The organism is Roseburia sp. AF02-12 (assembly GCF_003461765.1).
GTDB classification, from domain to species: Bacteria; Bacillota; Clostridia; order Lachnospirales; family Lachnospiraceae; genus Roseburia_C; species Roseburia_C amylophila.
The window spans coordinates 136,052-154,993 of record NZ_QTXS01000001.1; the positions used below are offsets into that span (position 1 = coordinate 136,052).

Consider the following 18,942-nt stretch of genomic DNA (forward strand, 5'->3'; position numbering starts at 1 on the left):
GTGTAAGGAATGGAAGAGAAAAGCTATGTAGAAGATATCGACAGAAGCATATATGATATCCGGGACGATGAGAAGGATGCTTATAAGCTGAAAGAAGGTCTTACTCCTGAAATCGTAGAGCAGATATCAAAAGAGAAAAATGACCCCGTCTGGATGCAGAATTTCCGTTTACAGTCGTTACAGATTTACAATGAAATGGGAGTGCCAGACTGGGGACCATCGATTGAAGGACTGGACATGGACCATATCGTAACCTATGTCCGCCCAAACACAAAGATGAAGGGAAAATGGTCTGAGGTGCCAAAGGACATTAAAGATACCTTTGAGCGTCTTGGAATCCCACAGGCAGAAAGAAAGTCACTGGCAGGTGTTGGCGCACAGTATGATTCCGAACTGGTTTATCATAATGTAAGAGAAGAAGTTGCCGCACAGGGCGTTATTTATACGGATTTGGAAAGTGCAATGCATGGCAAATATGCAGATATGATACAGAAGCACTTTATGAAGCTGGTAAAACCAAATGACCACAAATTTGCAGCACTGCACGGTGCAGTCTGGTCCGGCGGTTCTTTCGTTTATGTGCCCAAGGGTGTGGACGTAGAGATTCCGCTGCAGTCCTATTTCAGACTGAATGCCAAAGGTGCAGGGCAGTTTGAACACACACTGATTATCGTAGATGAGGGAGCATCCCTTCATTTCATCGAAGGATGTTCCGCACCAAAATATAATGTAGCCAATCTGCATGCAGGATGCGTGGAATTGTATGTTGGCAAGAATGCAAAACTTCGTTATTCCACCATCGAGAACTGGTCAAAGAATATGTATAACTTAAATACCAAGCGGGCACTGGTAGAAGAGGGCGGAACCATTGAATGGGTATCCGGTTCCTTTGGTTCCCATGTATCCTATCTGTATCCGATGAGTGTCTTAAAAGGAAAGGGCGCCCGCATGGAATTTACCGGTGTAACTTTTGCAGGAAAAGGACAGAACCTTGATACCGGAGCCAAAGTGGTACACTGCGCACCGGACACCAGCTCCTATATGAATACACGTTCCATTTCCAAGGATGGTGGTATCAGTACTTTCCGTAGTTCTGTTGTGGTAACGAAGGAAGCGAAAGGCACGAAGTCAGCAGTATCCTGTCAGTCTCTGATGTTAGATTCTGAGTCCCGTTCCGATACTATTCCGGCAATGGACATCCGTACCAAGGATGCTAATGTGGGACATGAAGCCCAGATTGGAAGCATCAGTGATGAAGCAATTTTTTATCTGATGTCAAGAGGCATGAGCGAAGAGGACGCAAGAGCCTGCATCGTCAGCGGATTTGCGGATAATGTTTCCAAGGAACTGCCTTTAGAGTACGCACTGGAAATGAACAATTTGATTCGCCTTGAGATGAAGGGCAGCATAGGATAGCAGAAGGGATGTGGAAAGAGCATGGAACAAAATGTAAGTATGAAAATCAATGAATTGCCTTCTCCTACCTGGAACTGGCTGAAGGTAAATGAAACTCCGATAAAATGGAGCACGAAGATAGAACCTTGTGAGATTGCAGCAGAGGGAGATGCAGTAGCTACTGAAACAGAGCAGCTTTCGGACATTGAAACCGGTGCCGGAAGAGAAGCAGATGCAATCTTTGCAACAGAAAATACTGCAAAATATCAGATTCTTGCAGATAATGCAGGACAGGATAAAACCGTAAGACTGCACATTTCCGGTAAAAAAGATGCACATACGGCAGGCTGTGTAGAGATAGTTGCAAAAGAAAACAGTACACTTACTGTTGTGATGGACAGCCGTGTGGCTCCGGATGCCACAAAAGAGGAAGACAGTACCGCAGAAGCATCTCTGGCAGTCCGTGTCAAGATGAAAGTCGAAAGCGGTGCATCTGTAAGATTAGTTCAGGTTCAGATGCCGCAGGAGCATGAGACTTTATTAAGTGATATAGGCGGCAATTTAATTGGCGAAGGAGCAAAGGTGGAATATATCCAGTTGTTCCTTGGAAAAGGAAATCTCTATTCCGGATGCCGCATGGATTTGAATGGAAAAGAAAGTAAGTTTGCCACAGAGACTGGATATCTTGGCCAGGCACAGCAGATTTTAGACTATAATATGGTAGCCAATCATTTTGGCGAGAAAACCATGAGCTATATTAATTCTGACGGAGCTCTTCGCGGACAGGCACATAAAGTTTTCCGCGGAACCATTGATTTTAAACGTGGTTCCTCCGGCGCAGAAGGACAGGAAGAGGAAAGCGTACTTCTGCTGGGTGATGATGTGGAAAATAAGACCATTCCGCTGATTTTATGTGCACAGGAAGACGTAAAGGGAAATCACGGAGCAACCATTGGAGAATTAGATGAAGATACCATGTTCTATTTTGGAGCAAGAGGTATTGATAAAGAAGCTGCAGAACGTATTGTGACAGGTGCAAAATTGGAGCATATCTGTGATTTGATGAAGGATGAAGCAGCAGAAAAAATTGCGAAGGAAGCGCTGGAAGAGGTGATTTAGGATGTACAATTTTAAGAAGGATTTTCCTCTTTTTAAAGACCGGGATGTTATCTATCTTGACAATGCAGCAACCGCACAGAAGCCGGCATGCGTCATTGAAGCGGAAAAGGAATTTTATGAAAAACATAATGCCAATCCGCTGCGTGGATTCTATCCTTTGAGCCTGGAAGCAACCGATGCCTATGAGGCAGCGAGAAAAACAGTTCAGCAGTTTATCCATGCTGCATCTGAGACAGAAATTATATTTACCAGAAATACCACAGAGAGCCTGAATTTAGTAGCGTACAGCTATGGCTTAAATAACCTTTGCCCAGAGGACGAAATTGTGGTTTCCATTATGGAACATCACAGCAATATGCTGCCGTGGCAGATGGTGGCAAGACAGACCGGCGCAAAGCTTATTTATCTGGAATGTGAAAAGGACGGTAGTTTAAGCGAAGCAAAGTTAGACGAAGCTTTTTCTGATAAAACAAGACTGGTGGCAATCACACAGGTGTCCAATGTGCTGGGACGTCCGACTCCGGTAGAGGAAATTGTGCGAAGAGCAAGAAAGAGCAATGCGGTAGTCGTGCTGGATGCCGCCCAGAGCTCCCCACATATGCCGATTGATGTGCAGAAGCTGGATGTGGATTTTCTGGCATTTTCCGGTCACAAGTTAATGGGACCGATGGGAATCGGTGTCTTATATGGAAAGAAAAAACTTTTAAAGGCAATGCCACCATTCCTTACCGGCGGAGAAATGATAGATTCTGTAACAAGAGACGGTGCAAAATATGCAGAGCTTCCGCATAAGTTTGAGGCAGGAACCGTCAATGCAGCAGGCGCAGTGGGACTGGCTGCCGCCATTGATTATATTAACAAAATCGGTTTTGAAACCATGCAGGAGCGGGAACTTACACTTACGAAAAGAGCCTTGGAAGGACTGAAAGCAATTCCAAAGGTTCATGTGCTGGGTTCGGAACTGGCAGAAGAGCATACCGGAATCCTGACATTTACCATTGAAGACGTGCATCCGCATGATGTCAGTGCGGTATTGGAATCCGACGGTGTGGCTGTCCGTGCAGGTCATCATTGTGCACAGCCATTGTTAGAGTATCTGGGCGTCCGCTCCGCTACAAGAGCAAGCCTGATGTTCTACAATACAGAAGAAGAAGTCGATGCGCTGGTAAAAAGCGTGGCAGGAGTCAGAAGGAGAATGGGATATGGAGAGTAGAAGTTTTTATAATGAAATCCTTACCGAACACAATATTCACCCGGAGTTCAAGCATGACCTTCCGGATGCCGACCTGGTATTAGAGGGCGTGAATCCAAACTGCGGAGATGATATCTTTTTAAAATTAAAATTAGATGGTGATGAAATCGTAGACGGTGCATTTGTAGGAGATGGTTGCGCTATTTCCCAGGCATCTGCCGATATTATGCTGGGCATGATTGTCGGAAAGAAGAAAGAGGAAGCACTGCATTTAGGAGAATTATTCTTAAAAATGATTAAAGGAGAAGCTTCGGATGAAGAAATCGACGAGCTGGAAGAAGCTTCGGCATTAAAGGATATTTCCCATATGCCTGCCCGGGTAAAATGTGCCGTATTAGGCTGGCATACCTTAGAAGAAATGTTAAATGATGAAGCTTGACAAAATGGTTAGTCTATACTAACATAGCGAGTGTTATGGGTGAGAATGAAAGAAATAGAGAACAGACAAGATTATGTTTCATCAAAGCAGGAAAAGCAGAATTTTTAGAAAAGGGTTATACGCAGGCGTGTCTTAGGGACATCTGCAAGCGGGCAAATGTGACCACCGGAGCCTTTTACTTTTCCTTTGCCAATAAGGAAGCATTGCTTCATGCAATCTTAGGACCGGCAGTGGAACAGTATCAGAAGCTGATGCAGGAATTATATGTAAGAGAGGCAGCAAATCCTGAGACAGCAATCGAAAATGACAGGATGCCTTCTGGATGTAAATCTGGAGGGTGTCCTTTTTTCTTTACCATAACAGAATATAACTTTTGTTATGTTGCGAAAGGAGAGCACACATGAAGAAAATTGAAATGACCGGAGTACCGGAAACCATGATTCAGACACTCTATGCAAGAGCCATGGAGTCTGAAAGAGAGGGACATCTTATCTATGATAAGAAGGCAATGGAAATCGTAAAAGAGATGGACTATGATTTCACAAAGGCAAAGGAAGATGCCATGATGCGAAATGGCGTTGTGGCACGAACCATTGTATTGGATGAACTGGTACAAAACTATGTCACAGCACATCCGAATGCTGTTGTAATTAATATTGCCTGTGGTCTGGATACCAGATTTTATCGGGTAGATAACGGGAAATTACGCTGGTTTAATCTGGACTTGCCAGTGACCATAGAAGTGCGTAAAAAATTCTTAGAAGAAACTGGGCGGGTATCCGTCCTTCCTTATTCTGCGATGAATGAGGCGTGGGCAGAAGAGGTTCATAAGACACTTGATGCTGAGACCGATTTACACAATGAAACACGTCCGACTCTTGTGATTATCGAAGGGCTGACCATGTATCTTTCCAAGGAGAATGTGCAGAAGATATTTACAATTATCCGAAAACATTTTACCGATGCAACTGTACTGGTGGAAACCATGTCTCCATTTGTAGTAAAACACATCAAAGAAAAATCCATAGAAGCCAGCAAAGCGAAATTTACCTGGGGTGTAAAGAACGGACGCATACTGGCAAAAGAATTGCCGGGTTTTGAACCGGTAAAGGACGTAAGCCTGGTGGAGGGTATGAAAAAGCTCTATCCAATCTATGGAATAATTGGGAAAATACCGGCAGTCCGCAACATATCGAACCAAATCATAGAGTTAAAAGAAGTGTGATATTTTTGAAGCCTAATAGTAGAATTTTGAAAATCGAATTCTGGTATACAGCAAACTATCTGTGCGGGTCATTCGTCGGCAAGCCTTGTAAGGGCTGTTAGGGGTACTTGGAATTTCCTATACAATTTAGCAACGCAGGCACAGGGATGTACCTGCGAGGTGCATCTGAGCATGGATGCGAATATGCACCGGTTGCGGGAAGAAAAGGCGTATAGAGGAAATTCTTAGTACCCCTTTCTGCCCTTACGTGGCATTGTCGACGAACGACCTGCACAGATAATTTAGTCTATACCAGAATACGCTTGCAAAATAAGGATTGTTAGAAAAAGAAAGATAGTGTATAATGTTATCGGCAATAAAGCAGGGCATACAAGAGAGAAAAGAGGAGTTGGGCGAGGATACCGGTTTGAGAAGAAAAACTTTGCAGATAGCAGGGCTGACAATATTATTGTTTGGAATGATTTGCAGCGGATGCCGGCAGAAGACGGCAGTAAATGCAGAACAGAAAGACAGTGAACAAATAGAATATGCAGCAACAGAATCTACAGAAACAGCTTCGGAATCAGAGAAGCAGGAGACGAAGAAGCTGGTAATAGAAGATCTGGATGATGCATACGAGGCATTATTAGATTCCTGCAGTAAAGAGTTTATCGGGGATTACCGGATTGATGAGAGCTTTCTGAACTGGATTTATGCCAACTACGGAAAAGATGCAGTGCTTAATATTGCAAAAGAGTCCCAGGAAGAACAGGATGTAAATATCTGGTATAAAGAGACCGGAAATTCGATTCATGTGTTGTGGCTTCTTTATTGTCAGGCAACAGGAATGAATGAAGAGGATCTGCAGCAGGTTTACTGGAAGACATGCAGCTCTGAGGATGAGATTGTGCTGGATTTTACCGGCGATATTAATTTTGCAGAAGGCTGGGGCACAACGGAACACATGGATGGACAGCCAAATGGAATCAATGACTGCTTTTCCAAAGATTTATTGCAGGAAATGAATAATGCAGACATTATGATGATAAACAATGAGTTCACCTACAGTACAAGAGGGGAACCTTTAGCTGGCAAGGATTATACTTTCCGGGCAGATCCAAAGCGTGTCTACTTGTTAGAAACATTTGGAACAGATATTGTCAGTCTTGCCAATAATCATGTCTATGACTATGGCGAAGCTGCATTGATTGATACCATAGATACACTGGAAGAGGCAGGAATTCCGTATGTAGGAGCAGGAAAAGATTTAAAGGATGCCATGCGTCCGGTATATTTTGTGGCAAATGGAAAGAAAATAGCAATTGTATCAGCTACACAGATTGAACGCTCTTTAAATTATACGAAGGAAGCAACTGAGACGACACCGGGCGTGTTAAAGACCTTAAATCCGGACAAGTTTCTGAAAGTAATAGAAGAAGCAAGAGACAACAGCGATTATGTGATTGCTTTTGTACACTGGGGAACAGAAGGAAATAACTATTTTGGTTCCGACCAGGTGGCTCTTGCAAAACAGTTTGTGGAAGCCGGTGTGGATGTCATTATCGGCGGACATACCCATTGCCTGCAGGGCATGGAATATATGGATGGCGTGCCGATTATCTACAGTCTTGGCAATTTCTGGTTTTCGGCGTCAACATTAGATACCGGCTTATCCCAGGTAATCATCCGGGATGAAGGAACTATTGATTTTCGGTTTCTGCCGTGTATACAGAAGAATTACAAGACCTCACTGGTGACAGATGAAAGTGAGAAAAGACGTATTTTTGATTTTATGGAATCCCTTTCCGTGGGAATTACCATAGATGATGATGGTTATGTGACAGCAACGGAGTAATCCGTTTCAATAGAAGATTTTAAAGAAAAGAGGAAAAAACATGAGTAAAAAACCAACCGTATTGATGATTTTAGATGGTTTTGGTCTGAATGACAAAACTGAGGGTAATGCAGTAGCCCAGGCAAACAAGCCAAACATTGATGCACTGATGAAAGATTATCCATGGGTAAAGGGAAATGCCAGCGGACTTGCCGTAGGACTTCCGGATGGACAGATGGGTAACTCCGAAGTAGGACATATGAACATGGGTGCAGGAAGAATTGTATACCAGGAATTAACCAGAATTACCAAAGAAATCGAAGATGGAGATTTCTTTAAAAACGAAGTATTGCTTGCCGGCATGAAAAATGTAAAAGACAACGGTTCTGCACTTCATTTATATGGATTATTATCCGATGGTGGAGTTCACAGCCACATTACACATTTGTTTGGACTTCTGGAAATGGCAAAAAAAGAAGGTTTAGACAAAGTATATGTACACTGCTTCTTAGACGGCCGTGATACCGCACCTACTTCCGGAAAAGGATTTATCGAAGAGCTGGAAGCAAAAATGAAAGAAATCGGTGTTGGTGAAATTGCAACCATCAACGGACGTTACTATGCAATGGACCGTGACAACCGTTGGGATCGTGTAGAAAAAGCATATAAAGCAATTACAGAAGGTGTTGGCGAGACAGCAGACAGCGCTGTTGCAGCAATTGATGCATCTTATGCAAAAGATGTAACAGACGAGTTCGTAGTTCCGACTGTAATTATGAAAAATGGTGCTCCAACTGCAACCGTACAGGATAACGATACCATTATCTTCTTTAACTTCCGCCCTGACCGTGCAAGAGAGATTACCAGAGCATTCTGTGCAGATGAGTTCGACGGATTTGACAGAGGCGCAAGAAAGAACGTAACTTATGTATGTTTCACAGAATACGATGGAACCATTCCAAACAAAACCGTTGCATTCCACAAGGTAGAACTTACCAATACATTTGGACAGTTTCTTGCAGACAATGGCAAGACTCAGGCAAGAATCGCTGAGACTGAGAAATATGCTCATGTAACCTTCTTCTTCAACGGCGGTGTAGAGGAGCCAAACAAAGGCGAAGAAAGAATTCTGGTAAAATCTCCAAAGGTAGCAACCTATGATTTGAAACCGGAAATGAGTGCATACGAAGTATGTGATAAATTAGTAGATGCTATCAAATCTGAAAAATATGATGTAATCATAATCAACTTTGCTAACCCGGATATGGTTGGACATACCGGAGTTCAGGCTGCAGCAATCAAGGCAGTAGAAGCAGTTGATGAGTGCGTAGGCAAAGCTGTTGCAGCATTAAAAGAGGTTGACGGACAGATGTTCATCTGCGCAGACCACGGAAATGCAGAGCAGTTAATCGATTATGAAACAGGCGAACCATTTACAGCACATACTACCAATCCGGTACCATTCATTCTGGTAAATGCAGACCCAGCATACGGTTTAAGAGAGGGTGGATGTCTTGCAGATATCGCTCCTACATTAATCGAGCTGATGGGAATGGAACAGCCAAAAGAAATGACAGGGAAATCTTTGTTAATCAAAAAATAAGACCGTAAGGGCGAAATACTAACTACGAGAAACACGCTTTGCGAGTTTCTCGAGTTATCGCGGTGCTCGCCAAAATCTGCTGAGAAAAGAAGCTCGCTCAGGCAAGCCTGGCTCCTTCTTTTCTCGCAGATTTTTTCTCGCTACTCGCGTAAATAGAAAGATTCTGTATCTCAAGTGTAAGGTACAGAATCTTTTGCTATAGATAAGTATTTTCCGGCACATATATTAATAATACTTATAAATAGAAAATATTAGACAAAAAAACTAATAAATTTCGCTCATTTTTCTATATGGGGCAAAAGGCGCACTTCGCCCAAATTCATTGACTTTCTAAAAGGCACTGTATTATAATTTTCCAGTAGTGTTTTTTATCACAACAAAAATTTGCGAAAGCATAAAATGGAGGACAAAAGCAGTATGCAGGAATTTAAACCATTTAAAGAAGGAAAAGTAAGAGAAGTATATGATAATGGAGAAAGCCTTATCATTGTTGCAACAGACAGAATTTCAGCGTTTGACCATATTTTAAAGAACAAGGTTACCAATAAGGGCGCAATTCTGACACAGATGTCCAGATTCTGGTTCGATTTTACAAAGGATATCGTGCCAAACCATATGCTTTCCGTTGATGTAAAAGATATGCCGGAATTTTTCCAGAATGAGAAATATGATGGCAACAGCATGATGTGCAAGAAACTGGAAATGATTCCAATCGAATGTATTGTTCGTGGATATATTACCGGAAGTGGCTGGGCAAGCTACAAAGAGAACGGAACCGTCTGCGGAATCAAATTACCGGAAGGACTTGTAGAATCCGATAAATTACCTGAGCCGATTTACACACCAAGTACCAAAGCTGAGATTGGTGACCATGACGAGAATATTTCTTTTGAACAGAGTATTGACGTATTAGAGAAAGCATTCCCGGGCAAGGGTGCTGAGTACGCAGAAAAGATTAAAGAATATACCATCGCACTTTACAAGAAATGTGCAGAATACGCATTAAGCAAAGGAATCATCATTGCAGATACCAAGTTTGAATTTGGTCTCGATGAGAATGGAAATGTAGTTTTAGGTGATGAGATGCTGACACCGGACAGCTCCCGTTTCTGGCCATTAGAAGGATATAAACCGGGACAGGGACAGCCTTCTTATGACAAACAGTTTGTAAGAGACTGGTTAAAAGCAAATCCAGACAGTGATTATCTCCTTCCGGATGAAGTAATTAAGAAGACAATTGAGAAATACGAAGAAGCATTTGAATTACTGACCGGTAAGAAATTTGCTTAAAAATATAGTCAGGAGAACCCTATGAATAACAATGAATTAAAGGAAGGCCCATGGGACGGACTGCATGAAGAATGTGGCGTCTTCGGCATGTATGATTTTGACGGAAATGATGTGGCTTCCAGTATTTATTATGGTCTGTTTGCATTACAGCACAGAGGACAGGAGAGCTGTGGTATTGCAGTAAGTGAGACAAACGGACCGAAGGGAAAAGTTACTTCCTATAAAGATATGGGACTGGTAAACGAAGTATTTACCGGAAAACAGTTAGAAGCAATGAAAGGTGATATCGGAGTCGGTCATGTCCGCTATTCCACTGCAGGTTCTTCCACCCGTGAGAATGCACAGCCGCTGGTATTGAATTATGTAAAAGGTACGCTGGCATTGGCACACAACGGAAACCTCATCAATGCGAAGGAGCTTCGCAAAGATTTGGAATATACCGGAGCAATTTTCCAGACCACCATTGATTCAGAGGTAATTGCTTACCACATTGCAAGAGAGCGTCTGAATTCCAAGACAGCCGAGGAAGCAGTACGCAGAGCCTGCCAGAAGTTAAAAGGAGCTTATGCTTTGGTTGTAGCCAGCCCTCGTAAGCTGATTGGCGCAAGAGACCCATATGGCTTCAAACCCCTTGTAATCGGAAAACGTGACAATGCTTATATCATTACTTCTGAGACCTGTGCCTTGGAGACCATTGATGCAGAGTATGTCAGAGACGTATTGCCGGGAGAAGTGGTAACAATTTCACCGGAAGGCGGCATTCAGTCTGATATGACCATGTGTCTTCCAAAAGAACAGGAAGCACGTTGTATTTTTGAATACATATATTTTGCGAGACCGGACAGCCATATTGACGGGGTCAGCGTTTATGCATCTCGTATCCAGGCAGGACGTTTCCTTGCAATGGATTCACCGGTAGATGCAGACCTGGTAGTAGGAGTACCGGAGTCCGGAAATGCAGCAGCTCAGGGTTATGCCCTGCAGTCCGGAATTCCATATGGAACTGCTTTTGTAAAAAATGGTTATGTGGGACGAACCTTCATCAAACCAAAGCAGAGCAGCAGAGAATCCAGCGTAAGAGTAAAATTAAATGTACTGGCAGAATCAGTCCGTGGCAAGCGTGTTATTATGATTGACGATTCCATCGTGCGTGGAACCACATCTGACCGTATTGTAAATATGTTAAAAGAAGCCGGTGCCACAGAAGTGCATGTAAGAATCAGTTCCCCTCCATTCTTATGGCCATGTTATTTTGGAACCGATATTCCGGAGCGGGAGCAGTTGATTGCCTATAACAGAACCATCGAAGATATCCGGAAAATAATAGGTGCAGATTCTTTGGGATACTTAAAAATAGAGCGTCTGGAACAGCTGGTAGGAGGACTTCCAATCTGTAAAGGATGCTTTACCGGAAAATATCCGATGGAGCCGCCAAAAGAGGATATCCGTGGCGAATATGAGCGGTAAGCAGACTGACACAGCGGCTAATCCTTATAACCGTACCGGCTGTCATGCTTGTATGAACCAGCCGGTATGGTTGTAAGGATTGTACGGTGCACGAAGGTGCAACGGACAACGAGGAAGCGAAGCTTCCGAGTGGAGCAAAACTTTTGAGTGGAGCTGAGTCTGCAATTATAAATATAAAAAATAAAAAGGAGCACACATATGAGTACCGATAGATATAACAGCCCATTATCAGAGCGTTATGCCAGCAAAGAAATGCAGTACATCTTTTCCCCGGATATGAAATTCCGTACCTGGAGAAGACTTTGGATTGCACTGGCAGAAACCGAGAAAGAACTTGGACTTGATATTACACAGGAACAGATTGATGAATTAAAGGCACATAAGGATGATATCAACTATGATGTGGCAAGGGCAAGAGAAAAAGAAGTCCGTCATGATGTTATGTCCCATGTATATGCTTATGGCGTACAGTGTCCGAAAGCAAAAGGAATCATCCATTTAGGAGCAACCTCCTGCTACGTTGGAGATAATACCGATATCATCATTATGTCAGAGGCATTAAAACTGGTTCGTAAGAAATTAGTAAATGTCATTGCAGAACTGGCAAAATTTGCAGATAAATATAAGAATCAGCCGACACTGGCATTTACCCATTTCCAGCCGGCACAGCCAACTACCGTTGGAAAACGTGCAACACTGTGGTGCCAGGAATTTATTATGGATTTGGAAGACTTAGATTATGTCTTAGGCAGCCTGAAACTTTTAGGTTCCAAGGGAACCACAGGAACACAGGCAAGCTTTCAGGAGCTTTTTGACGGAGATCAGGAAACCATCGATAAGATTGATCCGATGATTGCACAGAAAATGGGCTTCAAGGAGTGCTATGCAGTATCCGGACAGACCTATTCCAGAAAAGTAGATACCAGAGTTGCCAACATTTTAGCAGGCATCGCAGCAAGTGCACATAAGATGTCCAATGACATCCGTCTTCTGCAGCACCTGAAAGAAGTGGAAGAACCGTTTGAGAAGAGCCAGATCGGTTCCTCTGCAATGGCATATAAGAGAAATCCAATGCGTAGTGAACGTATTGCATCCCTTTCCCGCTATGTCATGATTGATGCATTAAACCCGGCAATTACATCCGCAACCCAGTGGTTTGAGAGAACTCTTGATGACTCTGCAAACAAGCGTCTTTCCATTCCGGAAGGCTTCCTTGCAATCGACGGAATCTTAGACCTTTGCTTAAATGTGGTAGATGGACTTGTAGTATATGAGAAAGTTATTTACAAACATATGATGAGCGAACTTCCGTTTATGGCAACAGAGAATATTATGATGGATGCTGTAAAAGCTGGTGGTGACCGTCAGGAATTACATGAGAAGATTCGTGTACTTTCCATGGAAGCAGGCAAAAATGTAAAACAGGAGGGTAAAGAGAACAATCTTCTTGAGCTGATTGCAGCAGAACCTGCATTCCATACAACCTTAGAAGAGTTGAAGCAGAATATGGACCCTGCAAAATATGTGGGAAGAGCACCAATTCAGGTAGATGCCTTCTTAAAGAATGTGGTACAGCCGATTTTGGATGACAACAAAGAGATTCTTGGTATGACAGCCGAGATTAACGTATAATCGAATTATTTCGAAAGAATAAAAAATCTTCTTTTGGAGATACTGAACTATTAATTCAGAATATTTTCAAAAGGAGATTTTTTTATGGCTGTAAAAATGACGATTACACGAATTCATGCAAGAGAAATATTAGATTCCAGAGGAAATCCCACAATAGAAACAGAAGTAACTGTGGAGACGGAGACAACCGGAAAGAAGTCGACTGCCCGGGCGGCAGCACCTTCCGGAGCCAGCACCGGAGAATTTGAAGCCATTGAATTAAGAGACGGCGGCGAGCGTTATGGTGGAAATGGTGTGCAGCAGGCGGTAGAAAATGTAAATACAAGAATTGCAAAAGCACTGATAGGCAGAAACGTATTGCGGCAGGAAAATTTGGATGCGCTGATGCTGGAACTGGATGGAACAGAAAATAAAGGAAAGCTTGGTGCCAATGCAATCTTAAGTGTGTCCTTAGCTTGTGCCAAAGCAGCAGCAAAAGCATTGCAGATGCCGCTTTACCGCTATGTGGGCGGCGTAAATGCAGTAACAATTCCGGTGCCGATGATGAATATTTTAAATGGCGGTGCACATTCCGATAACAATCTGGATGTTCAGGAATTTATGATACTTCCAATTGGTGCTGACAGCATTACCGAAGGAATCCGCTGGTGTGCAGAAGTCTATCATCATTTGAAAAAATTATTAAAGAACCGTGGGTTGTCTGTGGCAGTGGGAGATGAAGGCGGTTTTGCCCCAAACATTGCAAATGAGGAAGAAGCCATCCAGCTTATCATGGAAGCCATTACCAAAGCAGGGTACAGCTGTGGCAGAGGCAAACAGTTTATGATTTCTCTGGATGCGGCTGCCAGCGAATGGAAAGGTAATGCACTGGGAGAATATTATCTGCCAAAATCCGGCAAACGTTATACCACGGATGAACTGATTGTGCACTGGGAAAAGATGCTTCGCCGTTTTCCGATTTATTCCATTGAAGACCCGCTGGACGAAGAGGATTGGGATGGCTGGAAACGTCTGACAGAAAAAGTGGGAGATAAAGTGATTCTGGTAGGCGATGATTTATTTGTCACGAATCCGGTGCGCCTGAATAAAGGAATTTCCATGGGATGCGGTAATGCGATTCTGATTAAGCCAAACCAGATTGGAACTCTCTCAGAAACTATGGAAGCCATCCGCATGGCAAAAGAACATGGCTATGAGACCATCATGTCCCACCGGAGCGGCGAGACAGAGGATACGACTATAGCGGATTTGTCAGTAGGGCTTGGCAGTGACCTGATTAAAACCGGAGCACCGTGCCGTGGCGAGCGGACGGCAAAATATAATCGTCTGATTCGGATTGAAGAATCGTAATAGATTTCAGCAAAATTTCAATATAAATGCGAAATAAGTGGTTGTAATTTGTCCGTGTGTATGATATACTGTCAAAGTTACGAGTATTATAAATCCACAGGAGGTGTCATTCGTGGCAGTTTTAAAAACGGTTTTAACAGTTGTATTTATTATTATATCTATCGCATTGACAGTAATTATTCTTCTTCAGGAAGGTAAGTCTGCAGGACTTGGAGCAATCAGCGGAGCAGCTGATACTTATTGGGGCAAGAATAAAGGTCGTTCTATGGAAGGAATGTTGGTAAAGGTAACTAGAGTACTGGTAATCTTATTCCTGTTAATTTCCATCGTACTGAATATTGGAAGTTTCTAAGAACCAAAGAGCTGTCGTGTGAACGACAGCTTTTTTTACTTTACAGGAATTGCTTTCCTGTAAAGTAAAAAAGCTCCGCGAGGATGCACACTGCGGTGTATAAGGTAGATGCCACAAGTGACTGCCGCAGGCGCAAGAAAAGTGTAAAACAGTTTCTTGAAGTTATGTGAGCAGCAAGAAAAAATAGGAAAGAAAAGAATGGATAGAGAAGCACTGGAAAAAAGAAAGAAAATTGTATATGAGTTTATCTGTGATGACTTATATGTCCCGATGAAAGCCAAAGAGATTGCAATGATTCTGCAGGTATCCAAAGAGCAGCGGGAAGAGCTGCATGCGGTTTTGGATGCTTTGCTGGAAGAAGGCAAGGTAGAGCTGACCCAGAAGGGCAAATATGTAAAGGCTTCCGGAAGATTCTTAACCGGTGTTTATACCGGAAACAGCAGAGGATTTGGCTTTGTGACGGTAGAGGGCGAAGAGGAAGATATCTATATCCCGGAGGAGAATACCAACGGAGCCATGCATATGGACACCGTATCTGTTGCAGTAAATCCGCAGAAGACCGGAAAACGCCGGGAAGGCAGAATTATAAAAATTATATCCAGAGGTCTGCATCAGATTGTCGGAACTTATCAGAGCAGTAAGAACTTCGGATTTGTGGTGCCGGATAACCAGAAGCTGGCACAGGATATTTTTATTCCAATCGAACGCTCCAAAGGAGCAGTAGATGGACACAAAGTTGTCGTTGAGATTACTGATTATGGTAAAAACGGTAAGAAACCGGAAGGAAAAATTGTTGAAATACTTGGTCATATCAATGACCCGGGAACAGATATTTTATCCATTGTAAGAGGCTTTGACCTGCCGACAGAATTTGCACCGAAGATTATGAAACAGGTGGAAAATGTAGCTAAAGAAGTCAGTGAGGCTGATATGGCAGGCAGGGAAGATTTGCGGGACTGGCAGATGGTGACAATTGATGGAGAAGACTCCAAAGATTTGGATGATGCGGTATCCCTTACCATGGATGGAGAAAATTATATTCTGGGCGTTCACATTGCAGATGTGTCCAATTATGTGCAGGAGCACAGCGCATTGGATGTAGAGGCACTGAACCGCGGAACCAGTGTATATCTCGTTGACCGCGTGATTCCGATGCTGCCCCATGCATTGTCCAATGGAATCTGTTCCCTTAATGCAGGAGAGAACCGGCTGGCATTGAGCTGCATCATGACCATTAACCCCAAGGGCAAAGTCATTGACCATAAAATTGTAGAGTCTGTGGTAAAAATTGACCGCAGAATGACTTATACAGCGGTAAAAGAAATTTTAGAAGACCATAACGAAGAAACAATTGCAGAGTATCGGGAACTGGTTCCGATGTTTGAAAAAATGGGAGAGCTGGCAGCACTGCTTCGTAAGAATCGTATGAAACGCGGCTCGATTGATTTTGATTTCCCGGAAACGAAAATCCTTCTGGATAAAAATGGAAGACCATTGGAAATCAAGCCATATGACAGAAATACAGCTACGAAATTAATTGAAGATTTCATGCTGATTGCTAATGAGACGGTGGCACAGGAATTTTTCTGGCAGGAGATACCGTTTCTCTATCGTACCCATGAGACACCGGACGAAGAAAAAATCCGAAAACTTGCAACACTAATTGGAAATTTCGGATATACACTGCATATCAGCCAGGAGGAAATTCACCCGAAGGAATTGCAGAAGTTGTTAGGAAAAATCGAAGGAACACCGGAGGAAGCATTAATCAGCCGGCTGACCCTCCGTTCCATGAAACAGGCAAAATATACCACAGAAAACACCGGACATTTCGGACTGGCAGCAAGCTGTTATTGCCATTTTACTTCACCAATCCGTCGTTATCCGGATTTGCAGATACACCGCATTATCAAGGAAACATTGCGGGGCAGGATGAATCATAAGCGGATGACACATTACGAAACGATTCTGCCGGAAGTAGCCAAACATTCCAGCGAGACAGAACGCCGGGCAGATGAGGCAGAGCGCGAGACGGAGAAACTGAAAAAAGCACAGTATATGGCAGAGCATATTGGAGAAGTTTATGAAGGCGTTATTTCCGGTGTGGCATCTTATGGCATGTATGTCGAGCTGCCAAATACGGTAGAGGGTCTTGTGCATGTAACCAGTCTTACCGATGATTACTATCAGTATTTTGAAGACACTTTTGAACTGGTGGGCGAAGTAACGAACCGCCATTATAAGCTGGGACAGAAAGTATATATCCGGGTAATCGGTGTGGATGAGATTGTAAGAACCATCGATTTTGAATTGACAGAGGCAACAGGAACAGGAGAAATGAAGAATGGGAAAAGAATCGATTAAGATGATTGCCAATAATAAGAAGGCAAGACATGATTATTTCTTGGAAGAACTTTATGAGGCAGGAATCAGCCTGCATGGAACAGAAGTAAAATCACTCCGTATGGGAAAATGCAGTATCAAGGAGTCTTTCATACACATTGAACATGGGGAAGTCATCATATATGGTATGCATATCAGCCCATATGAAAAGGGAAACATTTTTAACCGTGATCCGCTTCGTCCGAAGAAGCTTCTGATGCACAAAAACGAGATTCGTAAATTAGAGCAGAAGATTAAGGAAAAAGGTTATACCATTGTTCCGGTGGAAGTATATTTCAAGGGAAGTCTGGTAAAAGTCCAGATTGCGCTTGCAAAAGGTAAGAAGCTTTATGATAAGCGGAATGATATTGCAAAGAAGGATATGCGCCGTGAAGCAGAGCGGGATTTCAAAGTAAGAAATCTTGGTTAATAGGCGGATAAAAATTGTCAGTTAATGGCAATACAAACAGTGGTTCTATCTTTGCCTCTTGCAGGAATAGCGGAGGCAGGTTATAATAGAATAAATATATAAGGGCTAGTAAAGGTTTCGACAGGGATTATGAAGCTGGAGAAGCGAGCCGCAGGGTGATGCGTTAAATTCCAAACTTAAAATTAAACGCTAACGATAATAAATTAGCTTACGCTGCCTAATGGCAGCAGTCTGACCTAGAGCACTCACACTTTAGGACCCAGGCTTCGACTATGTGAGAAACGACACGGGCAAAGCTTTGAACCCGTGGGCGTATGATGAAGCTACTGAAACAGTTACGGTGTTCATACCGGAATTGCAGAGGGAATGTCAAATTATGAACTACGCTCGTAGAAGGACAGGGGATTGGTTTTTGGACACGGGTTCGACTCCCGTCTAGTCCACTAAAGCTGAACAAGTCGAATTCTGTATATGATATTATCGTATACAGGAATATGTTTGGTTTGGTGTATCGAAGAAAATAAAAGTAACGGCATTGTATGGTTGCGAAAGTGATATATAATGCCGTTATTTTTAAGATATAATGCGGATTTGAATTTGACAAATCGAAATTTATAAAGGAGAATATTGATGAAGCTATTTTTATGTTCGCACTTTTCAAGTGTGGGAAGTCTGATAAAGGAAGAAATTGAAAATAAGAAAGTCGCATTTATTCCAACAGCTTCACTGCGTGAAGGCTACACCGGTTATGTCGGCTCGGCTCGAAAATTATTCAAAAAGTTGGGAGCAATCGTAACTGAAATTGATATTTCAACGGAGGCTTATTCAACGATACAGTCTGTTTTTGAAGAAGCAGATGTGATATATTTTACCGGCGGAAATTCTTTCTTTCTTATGGACCAGCTCCGTAAAACGAGAACTGATGGGCTACTGAAAAAGGAATTGGCAAATGGAAAATTGATGATCGGCGAGTCGGCAGGCGCAATTATATGCGCTCCAAGCATCCAATATATCGAGCAAATGGATGAAAAGCCAGAGGACTACTCACAAGAAGATGATGCAGGGCTTGATTTGCTTGATTTCTATGTTCTTCCGCATTATCTTACAGCACCATTTAAGAAAGTTACCGAGAAAATAATGACTGAGTTTTCGGATTTGAATCTATGCCCGATTAACAACCGTCAGGGAATTGTAATTGATGGTGAAGGTTCAAAGGTTATTTGCAGAGACTAATTTGAAAATTCAAGTTTGCA

Annotated in this window: 16 protein-coding genes and 1 other RNA gene; all 17 read left to right on the top strand. The window is 42.8% G+C overall.

What is annotated here, in order from left to right; all coding sequences use genetic code 11:
- Positions 1-9: 9 nt before the first annotated feature.
- The 17 genes from sufB to DV740_RS00700 all read left to right on the top strand — a co-directional run bounded on the left by sufB (position 10) and on the right by DV740_RS00700 (position 18,922).
- Positions 10-1,416 carry a Fe-S cluster assembly protein SufB gene (gene sufB, locus DV740_RS00620; protein ID WP_118087250.1) on the top strand — a complete coding sequence of 469 codons (1,407 nt, stop codon included), beginning with the start codon at positions 10-12 and terminating at the stop codon, positions 1,414-1,416.
- Between the two features lie 21 nt (positions 1,417-1,437).
- Positions 1,438-2,514 (top strand): SufB/SufD family protein, encoded by a 1,077-nt coding sequence (locus tag DV740_RS00625; RefSeq protein WP_118087251.1) that lies wholly within the window; start codon positions 1,438-1,440, stop codon positions 2,512-2,514.
- Between the two features lies 1 nt (position 2,515).
- Positions 2,516-3,727 (top strand): aminotransferase class V-fold PLP-dependent enzyme, encoded by a 1,212-nt coding sequence (locus tag DV740_RS00630; RefSeq protein ID WP_118087252.1) that lies wholly within the window; start codon positions 2,516-2,518, stop codon positions 3,725-3,727.
- Positions 3,717-4,145 carry a Fe-S cluster assembly sulfur transfer protein SufU gene (gene sufU, locus DV740_RS00635; protein WP_117696924.1) on the top strand — a complete coding sequence of 143 codons (429 nt, stop codon included), beginning with the start codon at positions 3,717-3,719 and terminating at the stop codon, positions 4,143-4,145. The genes DV740_RS00630 and sufU overlap by 11 nt, the downstream gene beginning before the upstream one ends.
- A gap of 35 nt (positions 4,146-4,180) precedes the next feature.
- Entirely contained in the window at positions 4,181-4,549 is a 369-nt protein-coding gene (locus DV740_RS00640) for a TetR/AcrR family transcriptional regulator (protein WP_118087253.1), read from the top strand.
- Positions 4,546-5,370, top strand: coding sequence for a class I SAM-dependent methyltransferase (locus DV740_RS00645; protein WP_118087254.1), 825 nt, complete (start codon positions 4,546-4,548; stop codon positions 5,368-5,370). The genes DV740_RS00640 and DV740_RS00645 overlap by 4 nt, the downstream gene beginning before the upstream one ends.
- 406 nt (positions 5,371-5,776) lie before the next feature.
- Positions 5,777-7,204 carry a CapA family protein gene (locus DV740_RS00650; RefSeq protein ID WP_158561486.1) on the top strand — a complete coding sequence of 476 codons (1,428 nt, stop codon included), beginning with the start codon at positions 5,777-5,779 and terminating at the stop codon, positions 7,202-7,204.
- A 40-nt stretch (positions 7,205-7,244) separates the two neighbouring features.
- On the top strand, positions 7,245-8,786 hold the full coding sequence (gene gpmI / locus DV740_RS00655; protein WP_117696935.1) for a 2,3-bisphosphoglycerate-independent phosphoglycerate mutase: 1,542 nt from the start codon (positions 7,245-7,247) through the stop codon (positions 8,784-8,786).
- Between the two features lie 417 nt (positions 8,787-9,203).
- On the top strand, positions 9,204-10,076 hold the full coding sequence (locus DV740_RS00660) for a phosphoribosylaminoimidazolesuccinocarboxamide synthase (RefSeq protein WP_022242394.1): 873 nt from the start codon (positions 9,204-9,206) through the stop codon (positions 10,074-10,076).
- A 21-nt stretch (positions 10,077-10,097) separates the two neighbouring features.
- Positions 10,098-11,543 carry an amidophosphoribosyltransferase gene (gene purF / locus DV740_RS00665; RefSeq protein ID WP_118087256.1) on the top strand — a complete coding sequence of 482 codons (1,446 nt, stop codon included), beginning with the start codon at positions 10,098-10,100 and terminating at the stop codon, positions 11,541-11,543.
- Between the two features lie 198 nt (positions 11,544-11,741).
- Complete coding sequence (gene purB, locus DV740_RS00670) at positions 11,742-13,175, top strand: adenylosuccinate lyase (protein WP_118087257.1); 1,434 nt, start codon at positions 11,742-11,744, stop codon at positions 13,173-13,175.
- Between the two features lie 84 nt (positions 13,176-13,259).
- Positions 13,260-14,525, top strand: coding sequence for a phosphopyruvate hydratase (gene eno, locus DV740_RS00675; protein ID WP_118087258.1), 1,266 nt, complete (start codon positions 13,260-13,262; stop codon positions 14,523-14,525).
- A gap of 112 nt (positions 14,526-14,637) precedes the next feature.
- Entirely contained in the window at positions 14,638-14,877 is a 240-nt protein-coding gene (secG, locus tag DV740_RS00680) for a preprotein translocase subunit SecG (RefSeq protein WP_117696942.1), read from the top strand.
- Between the two features lie 198 nt (positions 14,878-15,075).
- Entirely contained in the window at positions 15,076-17,241 is a 2,166-nt protein-coding gene (gene rnr, locus DV740_RS00685; protein ID WP_118087259.1) for a ribonuclease R, read from the top strand.
- Complete coding sequence (gene smpB, locus DV740_RS00690) at positions 17,222-17,689, top strand: SsrA-binding protein SmpB (protein ID WP_022242388.1); 468 nt, start codon at positions 17,222-17,224, stop codon at positions 17,687-17,689. Before rnr ends, smpB begins: the two co-directional genes overlap by 20 nt.
- A gap of 102 nt (positions 17,690-17,791) precedes the next feature.
- Positions 17,792-18,135: a transfer-messenger RNA gene (gene ssrA, locus DV740_RS00695) on the top strand.
- A gap of 184 nt (positions 18,136-18,319) precedes the next feature.
- The gene (locus tag DV740_RS00700) at positions 18,320-18,922 is read left to right on the top strand and encodes a Type 1 glutamine amidotransferase-like domain-containing protein (protein WP_118087260.1); all 603 of its coding nucleotides are present in this window, start codon (positions 18,320-18,322) and stop codon (positions 18,920-18,922) included.
- The last annotated feature ends 20 nt before the right edge of the window (positions 18,923-18,942 follow it).